We start from the raw sequence: 21,130 nt of genomic DNA on the forward strand, positions 1-21,130 counted from the left end.
GCTMTKCCGWTAGTCCCACCTGGGGCGTGTAATAGTGACATGATGGATCAAATGGAGAAGCAAACATGATGCATTCAGTTGAATTAACCCTAAAGCAGCAACCAGAAGTGCTAGAGCGGGTATTACGGGTCACCCGCCATCGTGGTTTTACTATCACAGAGTTAACAATGACCGTAAATGAAGACAGTACATTGAAAGTGAATTTTGATGTCCAAAGTGAGCGAGTGATTGAGCTATTAACCCATCAGTTAACTAAGTTATTTGATGTCATTGATTGCCAAGTGATTACAAGCTCTGCAGCGCAAGCAGAGGCAGAAATATCAGCCATGGCAAGTGCTTAATTAATTCATCAATTTTCAAGAGGGAAAGACTATGGCTGCAACACAATCAGAACTCATTTGGTTTAATGGTGAAATCATGCCTTGGCAGAATGCCAAAGTACACGTAATGACACACGCCATGCATTACGGCACCTCAGTATTTGAAGGTATTCGTATTTACGATACTCATCTTGGCCCAGCAGGTTTTCGGTTAACCGATCATGTACAACGTTTATTTGATTCAGCCAAAATTTACCGAATGAATGTGCCTTATAGTTTTGAGCAAGTCATGCAAGCGTGTAATGACTCAGTGATGAGTAACAACTTACCTAGTGCCTATATCCGTCCGTTAATATTTTTAGGGGATGTTGGTATGGGGATCACCCCGCCAATAGATGCACAATGTGATATGGTCGTAGCTGCTTTTGCTTGGGGTGCATACCTTGGTGAAGACAGTATGGATGCCGGTGTTGATGTGGCAGTAACTTCTTGGCAACGTCTTGCTCCAAACACAATTCCGACTGGGGCAAAAGCAGGTGGTAATTACTTATCTTCATTGCAAATATCCACAGAAGCAAAACGTAATGGTTTTGATGAAGGAATTGCACTGGACACCAATGGTTTAGTGAGTGAAGGCGCAGGCGCCAACTTATTTGTAGTGAAAAACAATAAGATTTATACCCCGCCAGCTACGGCTGCAATTTTAAAGGGGATCACTCGCGATACCATTATGGTACTAGCCAAAGACTTAGGCTATGAAGTAATAGAAGAAGCTATGGCGCGGGAATTTTTATATGTTGCAGATGAAATCTTTATGACAGGTACCGCTGCTGAAATAGTGCCTGTAAGAAGCGTCGATCGCATCGAGGTTGGCGCAGGTAAGCGTGGCCCAGTGACTGAACAAGTTCAAAGCCGCTTTTTTGGCCTGTTTAACGGTGAAACCGAAGATAAATGGGGCTGGCTAGAGCCGCTAAAAAAGTCAGATTAAAACTGGCAGAAAATAATAATCATAATATTTGAGAGTCGGAATAAATGACTCAAATAAATTAACCCTATTTACCTATTCCATTACTGAATAATGGAGTGATTAAGGAAGGAAAAGACAATGCCTAAATTACGCTCAGCAACCAGTACCGAAGGTCGCAATATGGCGGGTGCCCGTGCTTTATGGCGTGCAACTGGTGTAAAAGAAAAGGATTTTGGTAAGCCAATTATCGCGGTTTCAAACTCATTTACTCAGTTTGTTCCAGGACATGTGCATTTAAAAGACATGGGCCAATTAGTAGCGGGCGCTATTGAAGAAGCAGGCGGTATCGCGAAAGAATTTAATACCATCGCAGTTGATGACGGTATCGCAATGGGGCATGGCGGTATGCTTTACAGCTTACCATCACGAGAACTGATTGCGGACAGTGTTGAATACATGGTCAATGCCCACTGTGCCGATGCACTAGTGTGTATATCTAACTGTGACAAAATTACACCAGGCATGTTGATGGCCGCGCTGCGCCTTAATATCCCGGTGATATTTGTTTCTGGTGGCCCAATGGAAGCAGGCAAAACTAAGCTTTCAGATAAAATCATTAAGCTTGATTTAGTCGATGCAATGGTGGCTGGTGCTGATACTAATGTTAGTGATGAAGACAGTAAGCAAATTGAGCGAAGTGCATGTCCAACATGTGGTTCGTGTTCAGGCATGTTCACCGCGAACTCGATGAACTGTTTAACAGAAGCATTAGGTTTATCGCTTCCAGGTAATGGCTCTTTATTGGCGACTCATGCTGCACGTCGTAACCTGTTTTTAGAAGCTGGTCGTCGTATTATGGATATCACTACGCGTTATTATCGTGATGATGATGACAGTGTACTTCCACGTAATGTTGCTTCATTCAAATCATTTGAAAATGCAATGGCACTTGATATCGCCATGGGCGGTTCATCAAACACGGTTTTACATTTAATCGCAGCAGCTCAAGAAGGTGAAGTCGACTTTACGATGGATGACATCGACAGAATGTCACGCCTTGTGCCGCATTTATGTAAAGTGGCACCTTCTACACCTAAATACCATATGGAAGACGTACATCGTGCTGGTGGTGTGATGGGGATTTTAGGTGAGCTTGATAGAGCAGGGTTATTACATACTGATGTGCCACATGTAGCAGCGGACAATGGCGGTAACTTAAAATCAGTACTCGAAAAGTACGATATTGCGCAAACCCAAGATGAAAGCGTTCGCCGTTTTTACAGCGCAGGGCCTGCAGGTATTCCTACCCAAACTGCTTTTAGCCAAGATTGCTACTGGGACAGTGTCGATGATGATCGCCAAGAAGGCTGTATTCGTACTCGCGAAAATGCCTTTAGCCAAGAAGGCGGTCTAGCTGTGCTGTCAGGTAATGTGGCTACCAATGGTTGTATCGTTAAAACAGCTGGGGTTGATGAAGAAAACCTGACCTTTACGGGGAGTGCTCGCATATACGAAAGCCAAGATGATGCAGTTGACGGTATTTTAGGTGGCGAAGTCGTTGCTGGTGATGTAGTCGTTATTCGTTATGAAGGCCCTAAAGGTGGTCCTGGGATGCAAGAGATGTTGTACCCAACCACTTATCTTAAATCTCGCGGTTTAGGTAAAGCCTGTGCGTTAATCACAGATGGCAGATTCTCTGGTGGTACATCGGGGTTATCTATCGGTCATATTTCCCCTGAAGCGGCAGCAGGTGGCACCATTGCTCTCGTTGAAAATGGCGATCAAATTGAAATTGATATTCCTTCTCGTAGTATCAAGTTAGCCATTTCAGATGAAGAACTTGCAGCGCGTAAAGCAGCAATGGAAGCGAAAGGGCTACAAGCTTGGAAACCCGTTAGCCGTGAGCGTTACGTATCATTAGCACTTAAAGCGTATGCTCTACTGGCAACCAGTGCCGATAAAGGCGCAGTACGCGATCGCAGTAAGCTAGAAGGGTAATCTTATTTTCATCTCATAAATGAGAATAAGCAATTAACAAGTAAAGATACTGATGGAATTTAGCATATGTCGATAGCGCAAGAGTATTTACAGAAAACCCTGCTGTCATCTGTGTACGACGTGGCAAAAGTAACCCCGTTGTCGAGCTTAAATAAACTGTCTGCCCGTTTAGGCAGTCAGATCTATTTAAAGCGTGAAGACATGCAGCCAGTGCATTCATTTAAATTACGTGGTGCCTACAACCGCATGGCGCAGTTAACCCCGCAGCAATGTAAAGACGGTGTGGTGTGCGCGTCTGCGGGTAATCATGCCCAAGGCGTCGCTATGTCGGCGGCCAGTCGTGGCATTGATGCTGTGATTGTGATGCCTGGTACCACACCGGAAATTAAAATCGATGCGGTTAAACGTCTTGGTGGCAATGTGGTGTTATTCGGCGAAGCTTTCGATCAAGCTAATGAACATGCAAAACAATTAGCCAAAACTGAAAACCGTACTTACATAGCCCCTTTTGATGATGAAGCTGTCATCGCGGGCCAAGGTACAATAGCGCAAGAAATGCTTCAGCAGCAACGTGATATCGACACTGTGTTTGTGCCTGTTGGCGGCGGTGGATTAATTGCAGGAATAGCGGCTTATTATAAAGCTGTGATGCCACAAGTGAAGATTGTTGGGGTAGAGCCTGAAGATGCGGCTTGCTTGAAAGCGGCAATGGAGGCAGGCGAGCCAGTGACGTTATCGCAAGTGGGCTTATTTGCAGATGGCGTTGCAGTGAAGCGTATTGGCGAGGAGCCGTTTCGAGTTGCGAAAGATTACGTCGATGAAGTTGTCACGGTGACTTCCGATGAGATTTGCGCTGCGGTAAAAGATATTTTTGAAGATACCCGCGCGATTTCAGAGCCTGCAGGCGCTTTATCAGTTGCTGGACTTAAAAAGTATATTCAACAACATCCAAAAGAAGCGGGTAAAGGTGAGAGAGTTGCGGCGATTTTAAGTGGCGCCAATGTCAACTTTCATAGCCTTCGTTATGTATCTGAGCGATGTGAACTTGGCGAGCAAAAAGAAGCGGTATTGGCAGTAAAGGTCCCTGAAAAGCCAGGTAGCTTTTTACGTTTTTGCCAGATCCTAAATAAGCGCGCTATGACGGAGTTTAACTACCGTTTTAGTAGCCGTGATAGCGCAGTGGTGTTTGCGGGTATTCGCATTAGCCAAGGTCAAACGGAATTGGATGAAATCGTTACTAATTTGGAGGCTGAAGATTTTCAGGTTCAAGATTTATCCGAAGATGAAACCGCCAAATTGCATGTACGTTACATGGTCGGTGGTAGACCGCCAGAGCCATTAGATGAGCGACTATTTAGTTTTGAATTTCCTGAGCACCCAGGTGCCTTGCTTAAGTTTTTAACGACATTGCAAAGCCAATGGAATATCAGTTTATTTCATTATCGCAACCATGGTGCAGCCTTCGGTCGTGTATTGGCAGGTTTTGAAGTTCCAGCATCCGATGAAGCCGCTTTTGCGCAGTTTTTAACTGACTTAGGCTTTGTGTACCAAGAAGAAACCCATAGCCCTGCTTATCAGCTCTTTTTAAGCTCAGGTCAGCATTAGTCTCACCTTTATCATTATCTTGACTCATCAGAATAGCTTCTTCGGGAAGCTATTTTTATTTAGGGCGAGATAAGTACTTAAAAGGCTTTTTAGCTAATAAATTTCATGTGGATAGCGGCTTTTGACCTATCTGTGTGTTATTGTCATTTGAGCCCAAAGAGGCAATAGCCACAAACGAAATAATATTCGGTGGCAATAAATATAACGAGAAATGTAGGTTTCATTGAGCTATTACAAATTGACTTCGAGCCAAGGAGACTTTGATGTTATCTGTACCCCCTAGTATTCAAGCTTTTACGCCACCACGTCGCACCCTTATGGGGCCTGGTCCTTCAGATGTGTACCCTGAAGTACTTGCTGCACAAGCTAAGCCAACCATCGGCCATTTAGACCCATTATTTGTCGCCATGATGGACGAGCTAAAATCGCTAATTCAATATGCGTTTCAAACTGAAAATGAAATGACCTTAGCTGTGTCTGCTCCTGGCAGTGCTGGTATGGAAACTTGTTTTGTAAACTTGGTTGAAGCTGGTGAAAAAGTCATTGTGTGCCGTAATGGTGTATTTGGCGAGCGCATGCGCCAAAATGTTGAGCGTGTTGGTGCTACAGCCGTCGTAGTTGATAATGAGTGGGGCGAGCCTGTTTCTGTCGAAGCGGTTGAAGCTGCTTTAAAAGCGAACCCTGATGCAAAATTCTTAGCCTTTGTACATGCCGAGACCTCAACGGGGGCTTTATCAGATGCTAAAAGTTTATGTGTCTTAGCCCAGCAGCACGACTGTTTATCCATTGTTGATGCAGTTACGTCACTAGGTGGTGTAGAACTACGAGTTGACGAGTGGGGCATTGATGCTATTTATTCTGGCAGTCAAAAATGTTTGTCATGTGTGCCGGGTATATCACCTGTGTCGTTTTCAGCGAAAGCCGTTGAGAAGATCAAATCGCGCACGACACCAGTTCAAAGCTGGTTTTTAGATCAAACCTTAGTCATGGGCTATTGGGGTAGTAAAGATAGTGGAGCTAAGCGCAGTTATCATCATACCGCGCCAGTGAATGCATTATATGCATTGCACGAGTCTTTAAGATTACTGGCAAATGAAGGGTTAGAAAATGCATGGCAACGTCATGCCGATATGCATCAGCTGCTTCGTAGCGGTCTTGAACAACTTGGTTTGAACTTTGTGGTTGATGAATCATGTCGCTTACCACAACTGAATGCGGTTTATATTCCGCAAGGTGCAGATGATGCACTAGTCAGAAAGCAATTACTGGAAAGCTACAATCTTGAAATTGGCGCTGGTCTTGGTGCATTAGCAGGTAAAGCGTGGCGTATTGGTTTGATGGGGTATGCCGCTCGTCGTGAAAACGTTGCTTTATGTTTGCGCGCATTAGATGAAGTACTTAATTAGCATTTAATCAGCACTTTATTAGAGATTAACTTCGTTAACTGAACATAAAAAATGGCATCCTAGGATGCCATTTTTGTTTTATTTTGAACGAAACTTAATCAGAAAAGAACAACAGCTTCTAACTATTTACAGCAATCTTCAGATGAAAACTTCTTTTCTAGTTCATCGACTTGGGCTTGTAATGCTTCAAGCTTCTCACGAGTTTTTAATAACACGTGCTGTTGTACTTCAAATTCTTCGCGAGAAACCACATCTAATTTCATTAACTGGCTTTGCAGTACTTGCTTTGAACGTTCTTCAAATTCACCTGCAAATTGCTTTACGCCACTTGGTAGGTTTTCGCTCAGTTGCTTAGCAACTTCTTCAAGTTTCTTTGGATTAATCATCGTCAATTCCATATTCAATTAGGTGTCTAGGGCCTGTTGATCTTTCAAGGTTGTTTTTGCAGCGAGTTGTTGGTCATTTTTACAAGGCAGAGACTTTGTGGTGTAGTTATTCTACATAAAAAGTCGATAACGCAGTAAAAATGACCAACAAACGCTGCCCGATGGGTTCGACTAAAAGCGTTTTACTCTTTGTTGAATGCATCTTTGTAAATAAAAGGTGCTTAGATGACTAGGCATCAATTCATTCGCCTCGATTAAAACGCTTTTATTTCGAACAAAAATTTAACCAGCAAAGATCAACACGCCCTAATATATGAGTTAATTGTACCTGAGCAAACTAGCATGTCCAAAATTATCATCTAGGTGTGTGCAGTTGATAACCTTGATATCGTTTTAAGTAGGAGTTGATATATGTATACGAAAGTAATGCCGCTTTTGATCGAATATAGATAAGCTTGAATTTAGTCATTGTCGATCGCTGCTTTCTGGTATGATCGCGATCCGTTTATTTTCGATATTGGTAAAGTCGCAGCATGAAGTTAAATCCTGGGCAAAATGATGCCGTTCACTATGTTTCTGGACCTTGTTTAGTATTAGCAGGGGCAGGCAGTGGTAAAACTCGGGTAATTATTAACAAAATTGCATATTTAGTTGAGAAGTGTGGTTATAAGGCGCGCAATATCGCCGCAGTAACCTTTACCAATAAAGCCGCTCGCGAAATGAAAGAGCGTGTTTCGCAGTCGATGGGGCGAAAGGAAGCTCGCGGTTTATGGATTTCAACTTTTCATACTCTCGGGCTGGAGATCGTTAAACGCGAACATAAAGTTGTTGGCTTGAAAGCGGGGTTTTCATTATTTGACGACCAAGATACCTTCGCGCTGCTAAAAGAGCTAACAGAAGATGAGCTTGAAGAAGATAAAGATTTAATCAAAGCGCTTGCCAGTGCGATATCAAACTGGAAAGGGGATTTGGTCATACCTGACCAAGCAATTAAACGCGGTGGTGATGAACAAACCCAATTGTTTGCTAAATTATACCAGCGCTATGCCCAACACATGAAAGCGTATAACGCGCTAGATTTCGATGATCTGATTTTATTACCCACTTTGCTACTTCGTAATAACGAAGAGGTAAGAACGCGCTGGCAGACTCGCTTTCAATACTTGCTGGTGGATGAGTATCAAGATACCAATACCAGCCAATATGAGTTAGTGAAACTCTTGGTTGGCGATCGCGCTCGATTTACAGTCGTAGGCGATGATGACCAATCAATTTATTCATGGCGTGGTGCAAAACCACAAAACTTGGTGTTACTGGGTAAAGATTTTCCTAAATTGAAACTCATTAAATTAGAACAGAATTATCGCTCTAGCCAACGTATTTTACGTGCAGCTAATATTTTGATTGCTAACAACCCCCATGTTTACGACAAAAGGTTATTTAGTGAGTTGGCCTATGGTGAGCCACTTAGAGTACTTTTTGCTGCTAATGAAGAGCAAGAAGCTGAACGAGTTGTTGCTGAAATCGTCAGGCATAAATTTGTCGGTAAAACTAAATTTGGTGATTACGCAATCTTGTATCGAGGTAACCATCAGTCAAGGCTACTAGAACGTGCACTGATGACTAACCGCATTCCCTATAAGTTGTCTGGCGGGACTTCTTTTTTCGCTCGAGCGGAAATCAAAGACATTATGGCCTACTTGCGCCTAGTGGTTAATCCTGATGATGATAATGCTTTTCTACGTGTCGTTAACTTGCCTAAGCGCGGCATTGGCCCTGCGACATTAGAGCGGTTAGGTAATTATGCTAATCAAAAGCATATCTCGATGTTTGAAGCGATATTCCAAGCAGAGCTTAATCATCATTTAGCGCCAGCTGCTATGGCGTCTTTGTATCAGTTTGGCAAATTTATTGTCGATACCGGTGAAATTGCGACTCGCGGTGAACCTGTAGATGCGATTAAGCAGCTTATTCGTAAAATTAATTACGAAGATTATCTTTATGAAACTAGCACCAGCGCGAAAGCGGCTGAAATGCGAATGAAGAATATTTCTGAGTTATATCGCTGGGTGACGGAAATGCTCGAGGGTGATGAGTTAGATGAGCCAATGACGCTGCCAGAGGTGGTTACCCGCTTAACGCTCCGTGACATGATGGAGCGTAACCAAGAAGATGAAGGCGGCGATCAAGTACAACTGATGACCTTACATGCATCAAAAGGTTTGGAATATCCTTATGTGTTTATGGTGGGGACTGAGGAACGCATATTGCCCCATCAGTCGAGCATTGATGAAGATAATGTCGATGAAGAACGCAGGCTCGCTTATGTAGGCATTACTCGTGCACAAAAAGAGTTGTGGTTTACTATGTGTCGCGAGCGTCGTCAGTTTGGCGAAACCATGCGCTGCGAACCAAGCCGATTTTTAATGGAACTGCCTCAAGATGATTTAATTTGGGAAAATCGCAAACCTAAGCAAACTGAGCAAGAAAAAGTACAGTCAGCGAAAGCTAACATCGCCAATATTCGAGATATGTTTAAGAAATAGTATGACTTAAGCAGTAAACCTAGTTTGTTAACTCATGCATGTCGGCTTGTTCGACATGCTGAGTTAAGACGAGATTCGCCAGTGAAAACACTTGCCCCTGTCCCTGGTGATAACCTAACGATTCTAGCGTTCTCTTTTGCTCGAGAGTATTCACACCTTCTGCGTAAATTTCAAACCCAAGAGTTGTTGCAATAAGCTGATAGGCTTTTGCTAGTTGTAGCTGTTTTTCATTGAGTAAGTGCTGGCTGACATCTGCATCAAGCTTGAGGGCTTTTATAGGTAAAAAGCTTAAACTGCTTAGTGAGCTATATCCGGTACCAAATCCATTTATGCCAATGTTAATTCCCAGCTCTGAGAGTGATTCAAATGCACTGATATGATGGGTGCTGTCTTTAACAAATGATTTTTCATGAAAAAACACCCATAGCTTAGAAGCACACATCTTACTGCGCTTTATGGTGTTTCTTAAGCTTCTCAGACCATATTTATGCTTAATATGTTGGCTTGAAAGCGGGATATGAATTTGGATCCGATCTCCCATTCCATTTGCAAGCGCCTGATAATGTTGGTCGATATATTTAAAAATATAGTCATCTAGCATCATCATGGTTTGGGTTTGGTTGGCGAGAGAGATTAAGCGCTCATTATCTATAAGGCCTTGAGAAGGATGTTGCCAATAACTGATAGGCTCGTAAGCAAGGATATCTGTGTCATTAAAAGAGACGATAGGGGTTAGCTCAACGACGATATCGCTTTGCTCTAACGCATTTAAAAAGTCCTGTTCCAATTCAATACGCTGATTAAAGTGGTATTCAGTTTGCCTATCAAAAATGACGTAGCAGCCTTTGCCTTTTGACTTAGCTTGATACATAGCAGTATCTGCACTTCTTAAAATAGACTCACTATTATCAGATGAATTTGCGCAACTGAATGCGACACCAATACTGGCACCTGAAATAACTTGTTGCTGAGCTAATATGTAGGGTTCTGAAATTGTTTGTAAAATGCGCTCACAAACATCTTCAGCATCTTTATGTTGGTGGATGGAGTCTAATAAAATAACAAACTCATCACCACCTAAGCGCGCTAAGGTATCGTTTTCTCGAATACACAGTTTAAGCCGAGTTGAGGTTTCAATTAAAAACCTGTCTCCCTCTAAGTGGCCTAATGTGTCATTGATTTGTTTAAAGCCATCCAAATCGATAAATAGCAATGAGAACTGCTCGTTAGGATGACGGCGAATATGTTTTATCGCTTGCGATAATCGCTCCATAAAAAAGCTGCGATTTGGTAAGCCTGTCAGGTTATCGTGCTTCGCATCGTAAACTAGCTGCGCTTCCATTTTTTTTCGCTGCATAATTTGACGTTGCAAGTTGTCATTCATTTCTGCAATCGCTTTGGTGCGCTTTTCTACTTTATCTTCCAGTAATTCGTGGCTTCGTTTTAGCTGCTCAACGGCAAACTTACGTTCTATCGCATTGGCAATATGCTGTGAAACAAAAGTCAGTAGCTCTAAATCTTTGGCTTCATATGAATTTTGATCGGTGAGGCTATAGATTGTTAAACCGCCAGCAATTTCGCCGTGAATGAATAAAGGTATGCCAATCCATTGTTTCATCGTTTGGGTATGGTTAAGGGCGGGGTTAGTGCCGTAAATTTCACCCGCTTTAATCATATCCTGAATGTCTTGTTGGCTTAGAAGTTTAGGCTGCTGATGTTTTAAAATGAATTCGGTTAAACCATCTTGCATTGCACGTGGCTTAGGACGCTCACCAATTAATTGGGATACGTAAAATGGAAACGATAAGGTGTTCGATGCTTTGTGAACTAATGAGATGAAGCAGTTCTCGGCAGGTAGCAGCTGGCTGATGACTTGGTGAATTTTAGGGTAGAAATCAGCTTCGCTAACATCGGATGCCGACAAATCAGCAATTTGAAATAATGATTTTTGCAGTTCTTCGGCTTTTACTCGTTCAGCGACTTCGAGTTTAAGTTTATCGTAGGCTTGGCTTAATTCTTTAGTGCGCTGAACTATGGCGATTTCTAATTCTTCATTGTGACGAAGCCTTTCCATTACCCCTGAAATATGGTGGCAAATAAACCCCATCAGTTCGAGTTCTAATTCTCCGTAACTGATATCGTCACTGTAGGTTTGAACCACTAATACACCAGAGACAATATTATTATGCTTGATCGGAACACCAAGCCACTGTAAGCATGGTGAACCAAGATCAGCAATTTCTCCCAATGCCACAAGTTCTTCAAAACGCTTTGCATCACAAAATAATGGTTCACCCGTTTTTAGTACATAACCGGTAATACCGCGCTCAAGTAGAGAAGATATTTCTTCATCGGGGTAGAGTTCTGATGGGTGAGTGTCTTTTTCATCGGCAAAAAAAGGCAGGGTAATGTTACCAGTTTGATTATCGATAGATGCAATGAAAAAGTTGTCAGCGTGGATCAGGCTTTGTAGGTGTGTATGAACACCTTTGTAAAAGACATCCAGTGAAATAGCATGGGTAGCAATATTGGAAATTTCTAATAAGGCATTTTGGATTATTTCAGCGCGCTTATATTTTGTCGCTAATCGCCTAAGTCTCGATACCCTTCTTTGAAGGTGCTCGATATTAGTAGAACTATTAGAAGGGAGTTTTCCCTTTTCCATGACGCTCCCTTAATCCTTTTGAGGTAAATATCCATCTTTGAGTATATGAAAGTTCGCTGACAAAGGGAACTATCAAGAGTTTAAATGAAAAATGCTTAAAAACATCACAAATTAATCAAAACTTGAGCAAACGAACAAAAAAGTTTTAAACAAAGGTGGACGTGAAGGTGATTTATCCCTATTATGTGCGTCGCTAACCAAGGCGAGCGCCCATAGCTCAGCTGGATAGAGCGTACCCCTCCGGAGGGTAAGGCCGAAGGTTCGAATCCTTCTGGGCGCACCATTCGGTAACGTTCGTTAGCAAGATTGAAAGTCAGTGGTGATTGTAGCTCAGTTGGTAGAGCCCCGGATTGTGATTCCGGTTGTCGTGGGTTCGAGCCCCATCAGTCACCCCATTCAATCTAGATTCTATTTATAGAATATCTCGGTGATTAGCGCAGCCCGGTAGCGCATCTCGTTTGGGACGAGAGGGTCAGAGGTTCGAATCCTCTATCACCGACCAAATTTTAGTATTCCAATTAGTGATTTATTTTGATCCTATCAAATTGGCCTACCGTATAAAAAGTTACATTCAGTGATTAACGTCGTTTGATAACGTTTCACTCACTCTTTCTAGAGTGGAGCTGAGGTTTTCCTCTTAAGACTCACATATCAAAACAGATTTTCGGTGATTAGCGCAGCCCGGTAGCGCATCTCGTTTGGGACGAGAGGGTCAGAGGTTCGAATCCTCTATCACCGACCACATAAACAAAAAAGCCACTCAATGAGTGGCTTTTTTGTGTCTGAAATTTATCATTTCTATTTAACTCGAATTCGTCAAAGCTTGTATAAAGCCTAAAAAAGCAAAGCCATGCTATGGCATGGCTTTGATTTATAATCTTCTAGGCTTAAAAAGTAATGGCGATAGGGGGAGCAATAAACCCTTGGTAAGCATCTAATCGCATAGATGCAAAACGATCTAGTTGGGTTTGTTGTTGGATGCCTGTGACAATAACTTGAATATCTAGGCCTTTTGCCACATTGGCGAGAGCACGGCAAAGTTCGGTGTTGTGCTGATCATCTTCCATATACGCAAAGGATTGATCGAGTTTCACATAGCTTGGTCGTAGACTTTGTAAGTAGCTCATCGAGCCAAACTGGCGACCAAAATGATCAATACCAAATTTTGCCCCATTATCTCTAATGATATTACATAAGCTTTCACAGTTTTCTAAATCACTGTAAACACTCGCTTCTGGGATCTCAAAACACATTCGCTCAGGAAAACTACAATTACGTAGCAGATTTTGAAGCCAAGTATGGAAATGAGGATCACTGATACTTTGGAATGTTAAGTTAATCGCGAGTGGCTCATAGTTTCGCTCTAATAAGCGATTTTCAGTGACTGTTTCGATTAAACATTGATCCAGCAAAGTACCTAAAGACAGTAACTCGACATATGGCATAAATTGGCCCGCATGTTGAAGCTTATCATTTACCAGCAGTTGGCAATAAACTTCGCGTTGGCAGACTTCTTCGTTTTCGGTGAGTAATATAGGTTGCCATCTAAACTGGAATTTCTTGTTTTGAATCGCATCCGTTAAGTTGTCACGCCACTCTTCTCGGCTAAATAATTGATGTTCTGTAGATTCAAACCAATGGAATACTTTGTTATCAGTTAATGACTTCTGCAAGGCGTTATCGGCCTGAGCCAAAATATCGCTGACGGTCATTTGTCCGCTTCGCTCCGCCACACCGATAGCAAAACCTTCATTTGGTTTACAACCTGCTTTTGAAATTTCTTTATTTAATGTTCTGAGTAAGGTTTGTAGATATTTAGTCAGTTGGTCATGTTCGACATCTGTGACTAAGAAAGCAAACTCATAAGCGGCAATTCTTGCGATAACAGAAGGAGAGACTTCATCTAAATAATGTTCTAATTTTTGTGAGAGTAATTTAATCGTTTCATCACGTACTTGATAGCCGTATTTACTGTGGACCTCTTCTAACCAATCAAATTTGGTTAAGAAAATAGCACCGCTGCTAGGTTCTGCTAACCAACCATTGATTCGGCTTACCATATATTGGCGATTTGGAAGGCCTGAGACTTGGTCTACGAGGTTTTTCTTACGTAATGCAGATACTTCTTCATCTAAAGAACTGAAAACTTGTTTTAGCTGAGCTGACATACTGTTGAATGCGCTGACAAGCTCTTTTAGCTCCAAGGTTTTTGGTGAAGGCATATCTGGGCCAAATTGGCGATTAGCTATTTGCTGGGCGTGTTTAGATAATGTATTTAGTGGCTTGAGAATATAGCTTAGGCCAAAACGGGCACAGATAATTGCCAGCAAAAACAGTATTGAAAAAATAATGATGGTATTAGAAATAATTCGCCATAACTCGTGATACCCAAACCCTGGATGAGCGGTGATTTCTATTTTTGCGAGCTGTAACCAGCCAGAGGTAATGACACTTTCTTTGGTAATAGTGCTAAACAGGTTTAAGTCGATGAACCATTGAGGCACGCCCTCAATGCGAATGGCGTTATTCCATACTTGCTGCTTACCATCAACTAGCCATGTGAGTTTTATTTGTTGGTAATATCCGCCTTCAAAAATCACGTTAACTAATGTTTCTGCCGCAACATCATCCCCATTCTCTAGAGCAGGAACCAGCATAATACCTAATGAATGACTGGCATTATTAAGATCAGACTCCATTTGTTTGACGAGAAAATTTTGTGTTTCAGTAAACTGCACATAACCTAAGCTAATTACTACCAGTAAAAATAAACTAAAAAGTAACGCATAGATTTGACGAAAAAGGGTCATCTTGGCCACTACTCCATTTTTTGCTTGGGTTGACGCAATCGGTCAAGACCCAACCTGAGTTTTAAATCATTCCATTTTTCAAGGCGTGACGAAGAACCTGCCAATACGCCTCGGCCTTTCTCTTTATTGAGCCATAACTGTTTACCGTTAAAACTATAAACAGGTAATAAGTCGCCCCTTTGTGTTGCAGGCTTAATAACGGGATCAAGATTATCAAGCACTAGTGGAACCGAACCTGGCGTTTCATAGTAAGCCAATACCATATGATATTGATTGACGGATGTTGCCTTTACCATAGTAATTCTGAGTTTATCTTCAGGGATCCCAACTTGTAATAAGGTAAAGTATTTTGCGATAGAAAAGTCTTCGCAATCTCCGGCACTAACCCCAATAAATTCCATTGGCGAGGCCCAGTAATTAGACTCTCCCCAAAGCACGCTATCATCGACAAACTTAAATAAATTAAAAAAACCGTTCACTTTCTCTAGCTTGGTAATATCATCAAGCTTTTGAGCATCATTAACGACTTTAAACCAAGCTTTCGCTCGTTTCCCTGCGCGATCGCCATACTGATCCGATAAAGCACTAATTGTTTTTTGAGCATCAATTTGTGCAGGGGCTGCGGCAAAAAGGCCTGATACGATAAATACCGATGCCATTAAAGGGTAACGGTATATACGTTTAAAACTGACCTTGTAAGCGCGACCCTTACCCTGCAAAAATTAACTCCTTTGAGTGGTAAGCTTTACTGATCAACAGTATAAATATGCCACTTCATATCCGTTTTAGTGTCATCACCAGTGACTTCAGCCATAACGCGACGATTGGCTTCATTTGCCTCAGGAGTCTCACTTAAATCAATAGGTTGATCATAACTAAATCCAGTGGCGGTTAAACGTGATGAGGCTATGCCAAAAGTATCTGAAAGCACTTTAACGACATTGTCAGCTCGAGCCTGTGATAATGCTAAGTTATGTTCATATGAACCTGTTTTACTGCAATGTCCCTCTATAGTGACAACAGTATTTGGATACAATTTCATAAGTTGAGCCACTTGCTCAATTTGTTGATAGTAACGCGGGTTTATATAATCAGAGTCATTTTCAAATAGAATTTGCAGCTCCTGCCTTTCATTAATATCGCTGACTGTGGCACAGCCATAGTTATCAATTGAGGCACCAATTACGGTTTCTACGCAACGCTCTCTTTCCATAATAACGCCATCACTGTCATTATCATTGAGATCGAATTTTTGCTCTGTTTGAGCATCCATTGACACAATATCACGCATCGAGCAGCCAAACGTTAACGAAAGAGTCAGCAATAAAATTAGATACTTCATTATTTTACTCCTCCTTCGTAGTCACGTTCACCTTGCCAAACATCAGGACGAGTAACTCTCAATGAGTCAAGCAATTGGCCAGTAGCATTCAATAAACGATACTTTGCAATTGTTTCATCAAACTCAGTTTGTAAGTAGTCTTGTCTTGCTTGAAATAATTCATTTTCAGTGTCTAGTAAATCCAACAAACTACGTTGCCCTAGATTGAATTGTTGAACATATGCCACCTGTGTATCTTTTGAAGCAATGACATGATCACGAATAAATTGCTTTTGTGGTGCAAGCATTTCATAAGCATTCCAAGATAAGTGAACTCCTTCAACGACTTGACGATGTGCACGTTGACGAATTTCTTTGGCTTCATTGATTTTATAGGCCGCTTCTTTTTCTCGGGCTAAATCTTTACCACCTGAAAATAAGTTGTACTTAACTCGTACCATCCCCACAAGATCATTGCTGTAGCCATTTACATAAGGATCTAAAGTGGTGCCGGTGCCATAACCATCTTCGCCATCAAGATTGTTATTCCAATTACCATTTAACTCTAATGAAAATTTTGGATAGTAATTAGATTGAGCCGAACTGCGTTCTCTATCCGCTGCTTTAATATCACTACTGGCAGATTTAAGAATAGGATGATTGTCTTGAGCCATAACAACGCTTTCAGCGACATTTTTTGGCAGTAAATCCATATCGGGCACAGGTACAACTAAGTTATCAGGAGTTTGCTCAACAATTCGAATATATTGAGCTCTAGCATCTGATAAGTTATTTTTTGCCGCCATAAGGTTGGCATTTGCCCGCGCTAAGCGGCCTGATATTTGCGATAAATCAGCAATAGAACCAAGGCCTGACTCTGTGCGTTCTTTAATTTGCTCATATATTTCTTGATGACTTTTGAGGTTCTTTTCTGAAAGCACTAACAATTGTTCTGCCTTAATAAAGTTCATGTAAACTTTACTAACTTCAAGTGCTATATCTTCTGCTGCGGCAAATAATGCCCACTGCTCAGAACTTGCTTCAAAAGAGTAACGATCAACTTCACTACTGGTATAGAAACCGTCAAATAGCATTTGTTTAATGCTAAATCCTGCTTCTCCTCGTTCGAGTTCCATGACGCCTTCATCAAGATTGTCGTTACCAGGTTGGTTCTTACGACGAGTTGAAGGACTATCAGTTTGTTCCCATCCATAGGCCCCTGTTAAATCTACAGTTGGCATATAACCAGCAATGGCTTGATTGACTTGCTCTTCGCGCGCTTTAAAGCGATTAAACGCAATTCTAAGCTCAGGATTGGTATCCAAAGTATGTGCAACAGCCTGCTCTAACGACTGAGCGCTAAGCATAGGTGTTACAAATATTGCTGACATTGCCAATGCGATAACGCTTATCTTGTTGCATTGGTTAATGTTGATTTTCATGTAAAAAACCCTCCCGGCTTTTTTTGCTAATTCTCTCTAAGTGCTGTCTCTTTCGCCCGTAAAATCGGGTTCAATATATACTCAAGGATAGTTCTTTTTCCGGTAATGACATCTACAGAGGTAAGCATTCCCGGAATAATTGGCATCTTTGTGCCATCATTCTTTATTAAATTCGACTCTTCAGTTCTCACACGAATAGTGTAAAAACTATCACCTTCTTCATCTTGGCTTGTGTCAGCACTAATGTGCTCAACGGTGCCTTTCAAGCCGCCGTAACGGGTAAAGTCATAAGCGGTCACTTTAACGATAGCGGGTAAACCAGGGTGCAAAAAAGCAATGTCTTGTGGGGTTATCTTGGTTTCGATGAGTAATTGATCTTCAGAAGGAACAATTTCAATAATTTCTTCACCAGGTTGCACTACACCGCCTAAGGTATTTATATGTAAGGTTTTAATGGTTCCGTTTACAGGTGAGGTAATAACCGATTTGTTAATTTTATCGAAGGCACCAATTTGTGCTTGGTTCATTCTTGAAAGCTTAGTTTGCATTTCGTTTAAACTGGCACGTAAATCGGCAGCATAGACAAATACAGCTTCACGTCGTTTTAGAATTGCTTCGTCCATTGAGGCTTTAAGTTTTGGGCGAAGAAGGCGCATTGTTTTCAATTCACCTTGAATATCGTTAACTGTTCGTTCAAGTTTTAATAACTCGACTTCAGGTACAATCCCTTTTTGTGCCAATGGCTTAGTTAGCTCAAGTTCACGAGATATTAATTGAAAGCTTTTAGTTAGAGTGGTGATTTTAGAACTTAGCTCTTCGGTTTCTTGCTGTCTCTGTTGAATTTGGCGTACCAAAATTTCAAGCTGATTACTCAAGTTGTCTAATCGTCCTGAATATTCTTCTTGCTGATTTTTAACTAATGCCGGTTCTTGTTGGATGATGTCATCAGAAAAAACCAAGGGCTGTTTGGTAATCTTTACTTGCTCGCGCCAGTTCGATGACATATCTGAAATCACTATGCTATCGAGCTCTGCACGCATACGAATTACGTTAGTTTGTAAGCTATAAACTTCTTGTTCTTGTTGGGCAAAGTCAGAGCGGAAACGAATGTCGTCAATTTTTACCAAAGGCTGATCTTTAGTCACAATCATGCCTTCTTGGATATAAATCTCTTGCAGTACACCACCGTCAAGGCTATCAATTAATTGAATTTGCGAAGAAGGAATGACTTTACCCATTCCTGATGTCACCTGATCTAATTCAGAAAAGTAAGACCAAATAACAAAACAGATCACCATTGCTGCAAGTGACCAAATAATTAAACTATGTCCACGGGGAGCATCAGTCATCATGGCGCCATAAACATCATCAACCATGTCTAAATCGTGACTTGTTAGTTTATTACTCATGAGGTGCGCCCTCCAGTGAGTAAGCCGTTATTCAGCTTTTCAATCACACTGTCTTTAGCCCCATCAGCGACAATATGACCTCTATCAAGCACAATAATGCGATCAACTAAGCGTAATAAGTGCATTTTATGGGTGATAAGCAAAAGCGTACGGTCTTTACTGACATGCTCCATTGAGCGAATAAATTGTTTCTCTGCTCTAGCATCTAGACTTGCCGTTGGTTCATCCATTAATAACACTGGCGGGTCGTTCAGCGTCGCACGGGCGAGGGCAACTGTTTGACGTTGGCCACGGCTTAAAGATAGGCCGCCTTCACCGACTTGTTGATCAAGCCCTTCTGATTCAAGGTTAGTGAACATACTGACGCCAGAAAGTTGCACTGCTCGTATGAGCTGATGTTCAGTCACTTGACGAGTGCCGAATAATATATTGTCCTTAATAGAGCCGTGAAATAAGGTGACATCTTGAGGTAAATAGCCAAAGTTGCTGCGTAAATCACTTGGATGAATTTGGCCTGCATCTAAACCATCATAGCGAAGACTGCCTTGGGTCGGCTTATACAAACCGACGAGCAATTTAGCTAAAGTACTTTTACCTGACCCATTTCTACCAATAATAGCGACACGCTCACCAGGGTTTATACGCAGTGATAATGGGTGCAGCACGGGTTTCTCTGCCTCAGGAAAGCTAAATGCCACGTTATCAGCATCAATTTTGCCATTTAAGCGTTGTTTACTGACGAGGTGACCTTTATTTTCAAACTCTTCTTCTTGGTTCATCACTTCGTCAAGTTGGCGAAGTGAGCTTGCTGTTTGGTTACCGCGAGTGATTAAGCCTGCAAGTTGTGCCATAGGTGAAATAGCACGGCTTGAGAGCATCACTGCCGCAATAATTCCGCCCATGGAAATGTCATTTTCCGCAACGCGGTATACACCTAAAATGACTACACAGACGACAGTCAGTTGAACGATAAAGTTAGCAAGATTACTTACAGCGTTTGACAGTTTTTTAGACTTAAGTTGCCAGTTAGCTGTATGACCAATCATTTGTTGCCAGCTTTTCTGTACTAGTCCTTCCGCACCATTGGCTTTGATAGATTCAAGCGCAGTTAAGCTTTCAATTAAATGGCCATGTTTAAGACTAGAAAAGCGATTACTTTCTTCAATTGCAGCTTTTAATTTGGGCTGTATATAGAGGGTAAAGCCAATGATAATGATGCCGCCTATAACTGGAATAATGGCTAAATCACCTGCGACAATATATATGATGCCGACAAAAAGTAATGCAAAAGGTAAATCGACTAACGTGGTGATTGTCGCTGAAGTGAGAATTTCTCGAATGCTGTCAAACTCACTGAGTTGGCGTGCCATTCCACCGACACTTGGTGAGCGTTTTGATAGTGGGATACCAATCGCTTTGGCAAATAATTTAGAAGATACGATAATGTCGACTTTTTTACCGGCCACATCGATGAGGTAACTACGAAGTTGACGGAGTATTAAGTCAAATAAGTAAGCTATGCCTGCGCCAATAGCCAGTACCCAAAGCGACTCAAATGCTAAGTTTGGTACGACTTTGTCATACACATTCATAATGAATAGTGGTGACACTAAAGCAAATAAATTGACTAAAACAGATGCGATTAATGCATCTCGGTAAATGGGAGCAGAATCTTTAATACTCTGCAGTAACCAGTGAGTACTGTTATCGTGAATGTGGACATCGAAGCTGTTATCACCACGAAATTCCTGTTTTACTAAAAATAAATAACCAACATACAGTGTTTCTAACTCTTCAACGGTCAGTGTCGCTTGACCACCGCTTTCTGGAAGTTGTATTACTGCTTCATCAGCTTCGATATCGATACTACGAAGTACGCAGGCCTTTTTATCTTTGAGCAGTAAAATGCACGGTAGAAGAATATCTGAAACTTGATTCAGATCTTTACGAGTTAGCTTGGCAGATAAGCCGCCTCTTGAGGCTGCTTGGGGAAGTAATTCTGGGGTGATAACAGCACTAGTCAAAGGTAATCCCGCCGCAAGTGAATCACTCGAGCAAGGGGAACCAAAATGTTCAGTCATTAATACTAAACAATCAAGTAATGGGTCGACCGTAGTGCGTTGCGAGGCCGAAATAGTCCATTGCTCTTGATTATCAGAGACGGTTGCTGGCACGTATTACTTATCCTTTGTAATTATAATTATGTTAGAAACAATGAGCTGACGCTAACATATTACTACGTAGCGTCAACAAAT

Annotated in this window: 14 protein-coding genes and 4 tRNA genes; 10 read left to right on the forward strand and 8 right to left on the reverse strand. The window is 41.7% G+C overall.

Translation table 11 applies throughout. The features are described 5' to 3' along the window. The first annotated feature begins 65 nt into the window (after nucleotides 1-65). From ilvM to FNZ24_RS18650, 5 genes are all read left to right on the forward strand, one after another. Nucleotides 66-341, forward strand: coding sequence for an acetolactate synthase 2 small subunit (gene ilvM / locus FNZ24_RS18630; protein WP_153916334.1), 276 nt, complete (start codon nucleotides 66-68; stop codon nucleotides 339-341). 31 nt (nucleotides 342-372) lie between these two features. Next, entirely contained in the window at nucleotides 373-1,308 is a 936-nt protein-coding gene (locus FNZ24_RS18635) for a branched-chain amino acid transaminase (protein ID WP_153916335.1), read from the forward strand. Nucleotides 1,309-1,425: 117 nt separating this feature from the next. Further along, nucleotides 1,426-3,285 carry a dihydroxy-acid dehydratase gene (ilvD, locus tag FNZ24_RS18640; RefSeq protein ID WP_153916336.1) on the forward strand — a complete coding sequence of 620 codons (1,860 nt, stop codon included), beginning with the start codon at nucleotides 1,426-1,428 and terminating at the stop codon, nucleotides 3,283-3,285. Between the two features lie 66 nt (nucleotides 3,286-3,351). After that, entirely contained in the window at nucleotides 3,352-4,890 is a 1,539-nt protein-coding gene (gene ilvA / locus FNZ24_RS18645; RefSeq protein ID WP_153916337.1) for a threonine ammonia-lyase, biosynthetic, read from the forward strand. A 263-nt stretch (nucleotides 4,891-5,153) separates the two neighbouring features. Further along, nucleotides 5,154-6,296, forward strand: a complete 1,143-nt coding sequence (locus FNZ24_RS18650; RefSeq protein ID WP_153916338.1) for a pyridoxal-phosphate-dependent aminotransferase family protein — start codon at nucleotides 5,154-5,156, stop codon at nucleotides 6,294-6,296. Nucleotides 6,297-6,418: 122 nt separating this feature from the next. Here the strand turns inward: FNZ24_RS18650 and ubiK are convergent, their stop codons facing one another. After that, entirely contained in the window at nucleotides 6,419-6,682 is a 264-nt protein-coding gene (gene ubiK / locus FNZ24_RS18655) for a ubiquinone biosynthesis accessory factor UbiK (protein ID WP_153916339.1), read from the reverse strand. A 533-nt stretch (nucleotides 6,683-7,215) separates the two neighbouring features. Here ubiK and rep point away from each other — a divergent pair. After that, a complete protein-coding gene (gene rep, locus FNZ24_RS18660; protein ID WP_153916340.1) occupies nucleotides 7,216-9,228 on the forward strand; it encodes a DNA helicase Rep in 2,013 nt (670 codons plus the stop codon). Between the two features lie 19 nt (nucleotides 9,229-9,247). Here rep and FNZ24_RS18665 read toward each other — a convergent pair whose 3' ends face one another. After that, entirely contained in the window at nucleotides 9,248-11,893 is a 2,646-nt protein-coding gene (locus tag FNZ24_RS18665; RefSeq protein WP_153916341.1) for a diguanylate cyclase domain-containing protein, read from the reverse strand. Nucleotides 11,894-12,099: 206 nt separating this feature from the next. On the opposite strand from FNZ24_RS18665, the gene FNZ24_RS18670 reads away from it, so the two are divergent. The 4 genes from FNZ24_RS18670 to FNZ24_RS18685 all read left to right on the forward strand — a co-directional run bounded on the left by FNZ24_RS18670 (nucleotide 12,100) and on the right by FNZ24_RS18685 (nucleotide 12,635). Next, nucleotides 12,100-12,176: transfer RNA gene (locus FNZ24_RS18670), tRNA-Arg, on the forward strand. 36 nt (nucleotides 12,177-12,212) lie between these two features. After that, nucleotides 12,213-12,288, forward strand: a tRNA-His gene (locus FNZ24_RS18675). 30 nt (nucleotides 12,289-12,318) lie between these two features. After that, nucleotides 12,319-12,395, forward strand: a tRNA-Pro gene (locus tag FNZ24_RS18680). A gap of 163 nt (nucleotides 12,396-12,558) precedes the next feature. Continuing rightward, nucleotides 12,559-12,635 (forward strand) — tRNA-Pro (locus tag FNZ24_RS18685). A 145-nt stretch (nucleotides 12,636-12,780) separates the two neighbouring features. On the opposite strand, the gene FNZ24_RS18690 is transcribed toward FNZ24_RS18685, so the two are convergent. Genes FNZ24_RS18690 through FNZ24_RS18715 form a run of 6 tightly spaced genes read right to left on the reverse strand, consistent with a single transcriptional unit; the run spans nucleotide 12,781 to nucleotide 21,049 of the window. Continuing rightward, nucleotides 12,781-14,703, reverse strand: a complete 1,923-nt coding sequence (locus FNZ24_RS18690) for an EAL domain-containing protein (RefSeq protein WP_153916342.1) — start codon at nucleotides 14,701-14,703, stop codon at nucleotides 12,781-12,783. Between the two features lie 8 nt (nucleotides 14,704-14,711). Continuing rightward, nucleotides 14,712-15,422, reverse strand: coding sequence for a transglutaminase-like cysteine peptidase (locus FNZ24_RS18695; RefSeq protein ID WP_194945102.1), 711 nt, complete (start codon nucleotides 15,420-15,422; stop codon nucleotides 14,712-14,714). Between the two features lie 26 nt (nucleotides 15,423-15,448). Beyond that, nucleotides 15,449-16,045, reverse strand: coding sequence for an OmpA family protein (locus tag FNZ24_RS18700; RefSeq protein ID WP_153916343.1), 597 nt, complete (start codon nucleotides 16,043-16,045; stop codon nucleotides 15,449-15,451). Continuing rightward, nucleotides 16,045-17,466: a TolC family outer membrane protein gene (locus FNZ24_RS18705; protein WP_153916344.1), complete on the reverse strand. Its 1,422-nt coding sequence runs from the start codon at nucleotides 17,464-17,466 to the stop codon at nucleotides 16,045-16,047. The genes FNZ24_RS18700 and FNZ24_RS18705 overlap by 1 nt, the downstream gene beginning before the upstream one ends. A 26-nt stretch (nucleotides 17,467-17,492) precedes the next feature. Beyond that, complete coding sequence (locus FNZ24_RS18710; RefSeq protein WP_153916345.1) at nucleotides 17,493-18,875, reverse strand: HlyD family type I secretion periplasmic adaptor subunit; 1,383 nt, start codon at nucleotides 18,873-18,875, stop codon at nucleotides 17,493-17,495. Next, the gene (locus FNZ24_RS18715; protein ID WP_153916346.1) at nucleotides 18,872-21,049 is read right to left on the reverse strand and encodes a type I secretion system permease/ATPase; all 2,178 of its coding nucleotides are present in this window, start codon (nucleotides 21,047-21,049) and stop codon (nucleotides 18,872-18,874) included. Before FNZ24_RS18715 ends, FNZ24_RS18710 begins: the two co-directional genes overlap by 4 nt. Nucleotides 21,050-21,130: the final 81 nt, after the last annotated feature.

The sequence above is a fragment of the Shewanella sp. TC10 genome (genome assembly GCF_009663145.1).
Classification (GTDB): Bacteria; Pseudomonadota; Gammaproteobacteria; order Enterobacterales; family Shewanellaceae; genus Shewanella.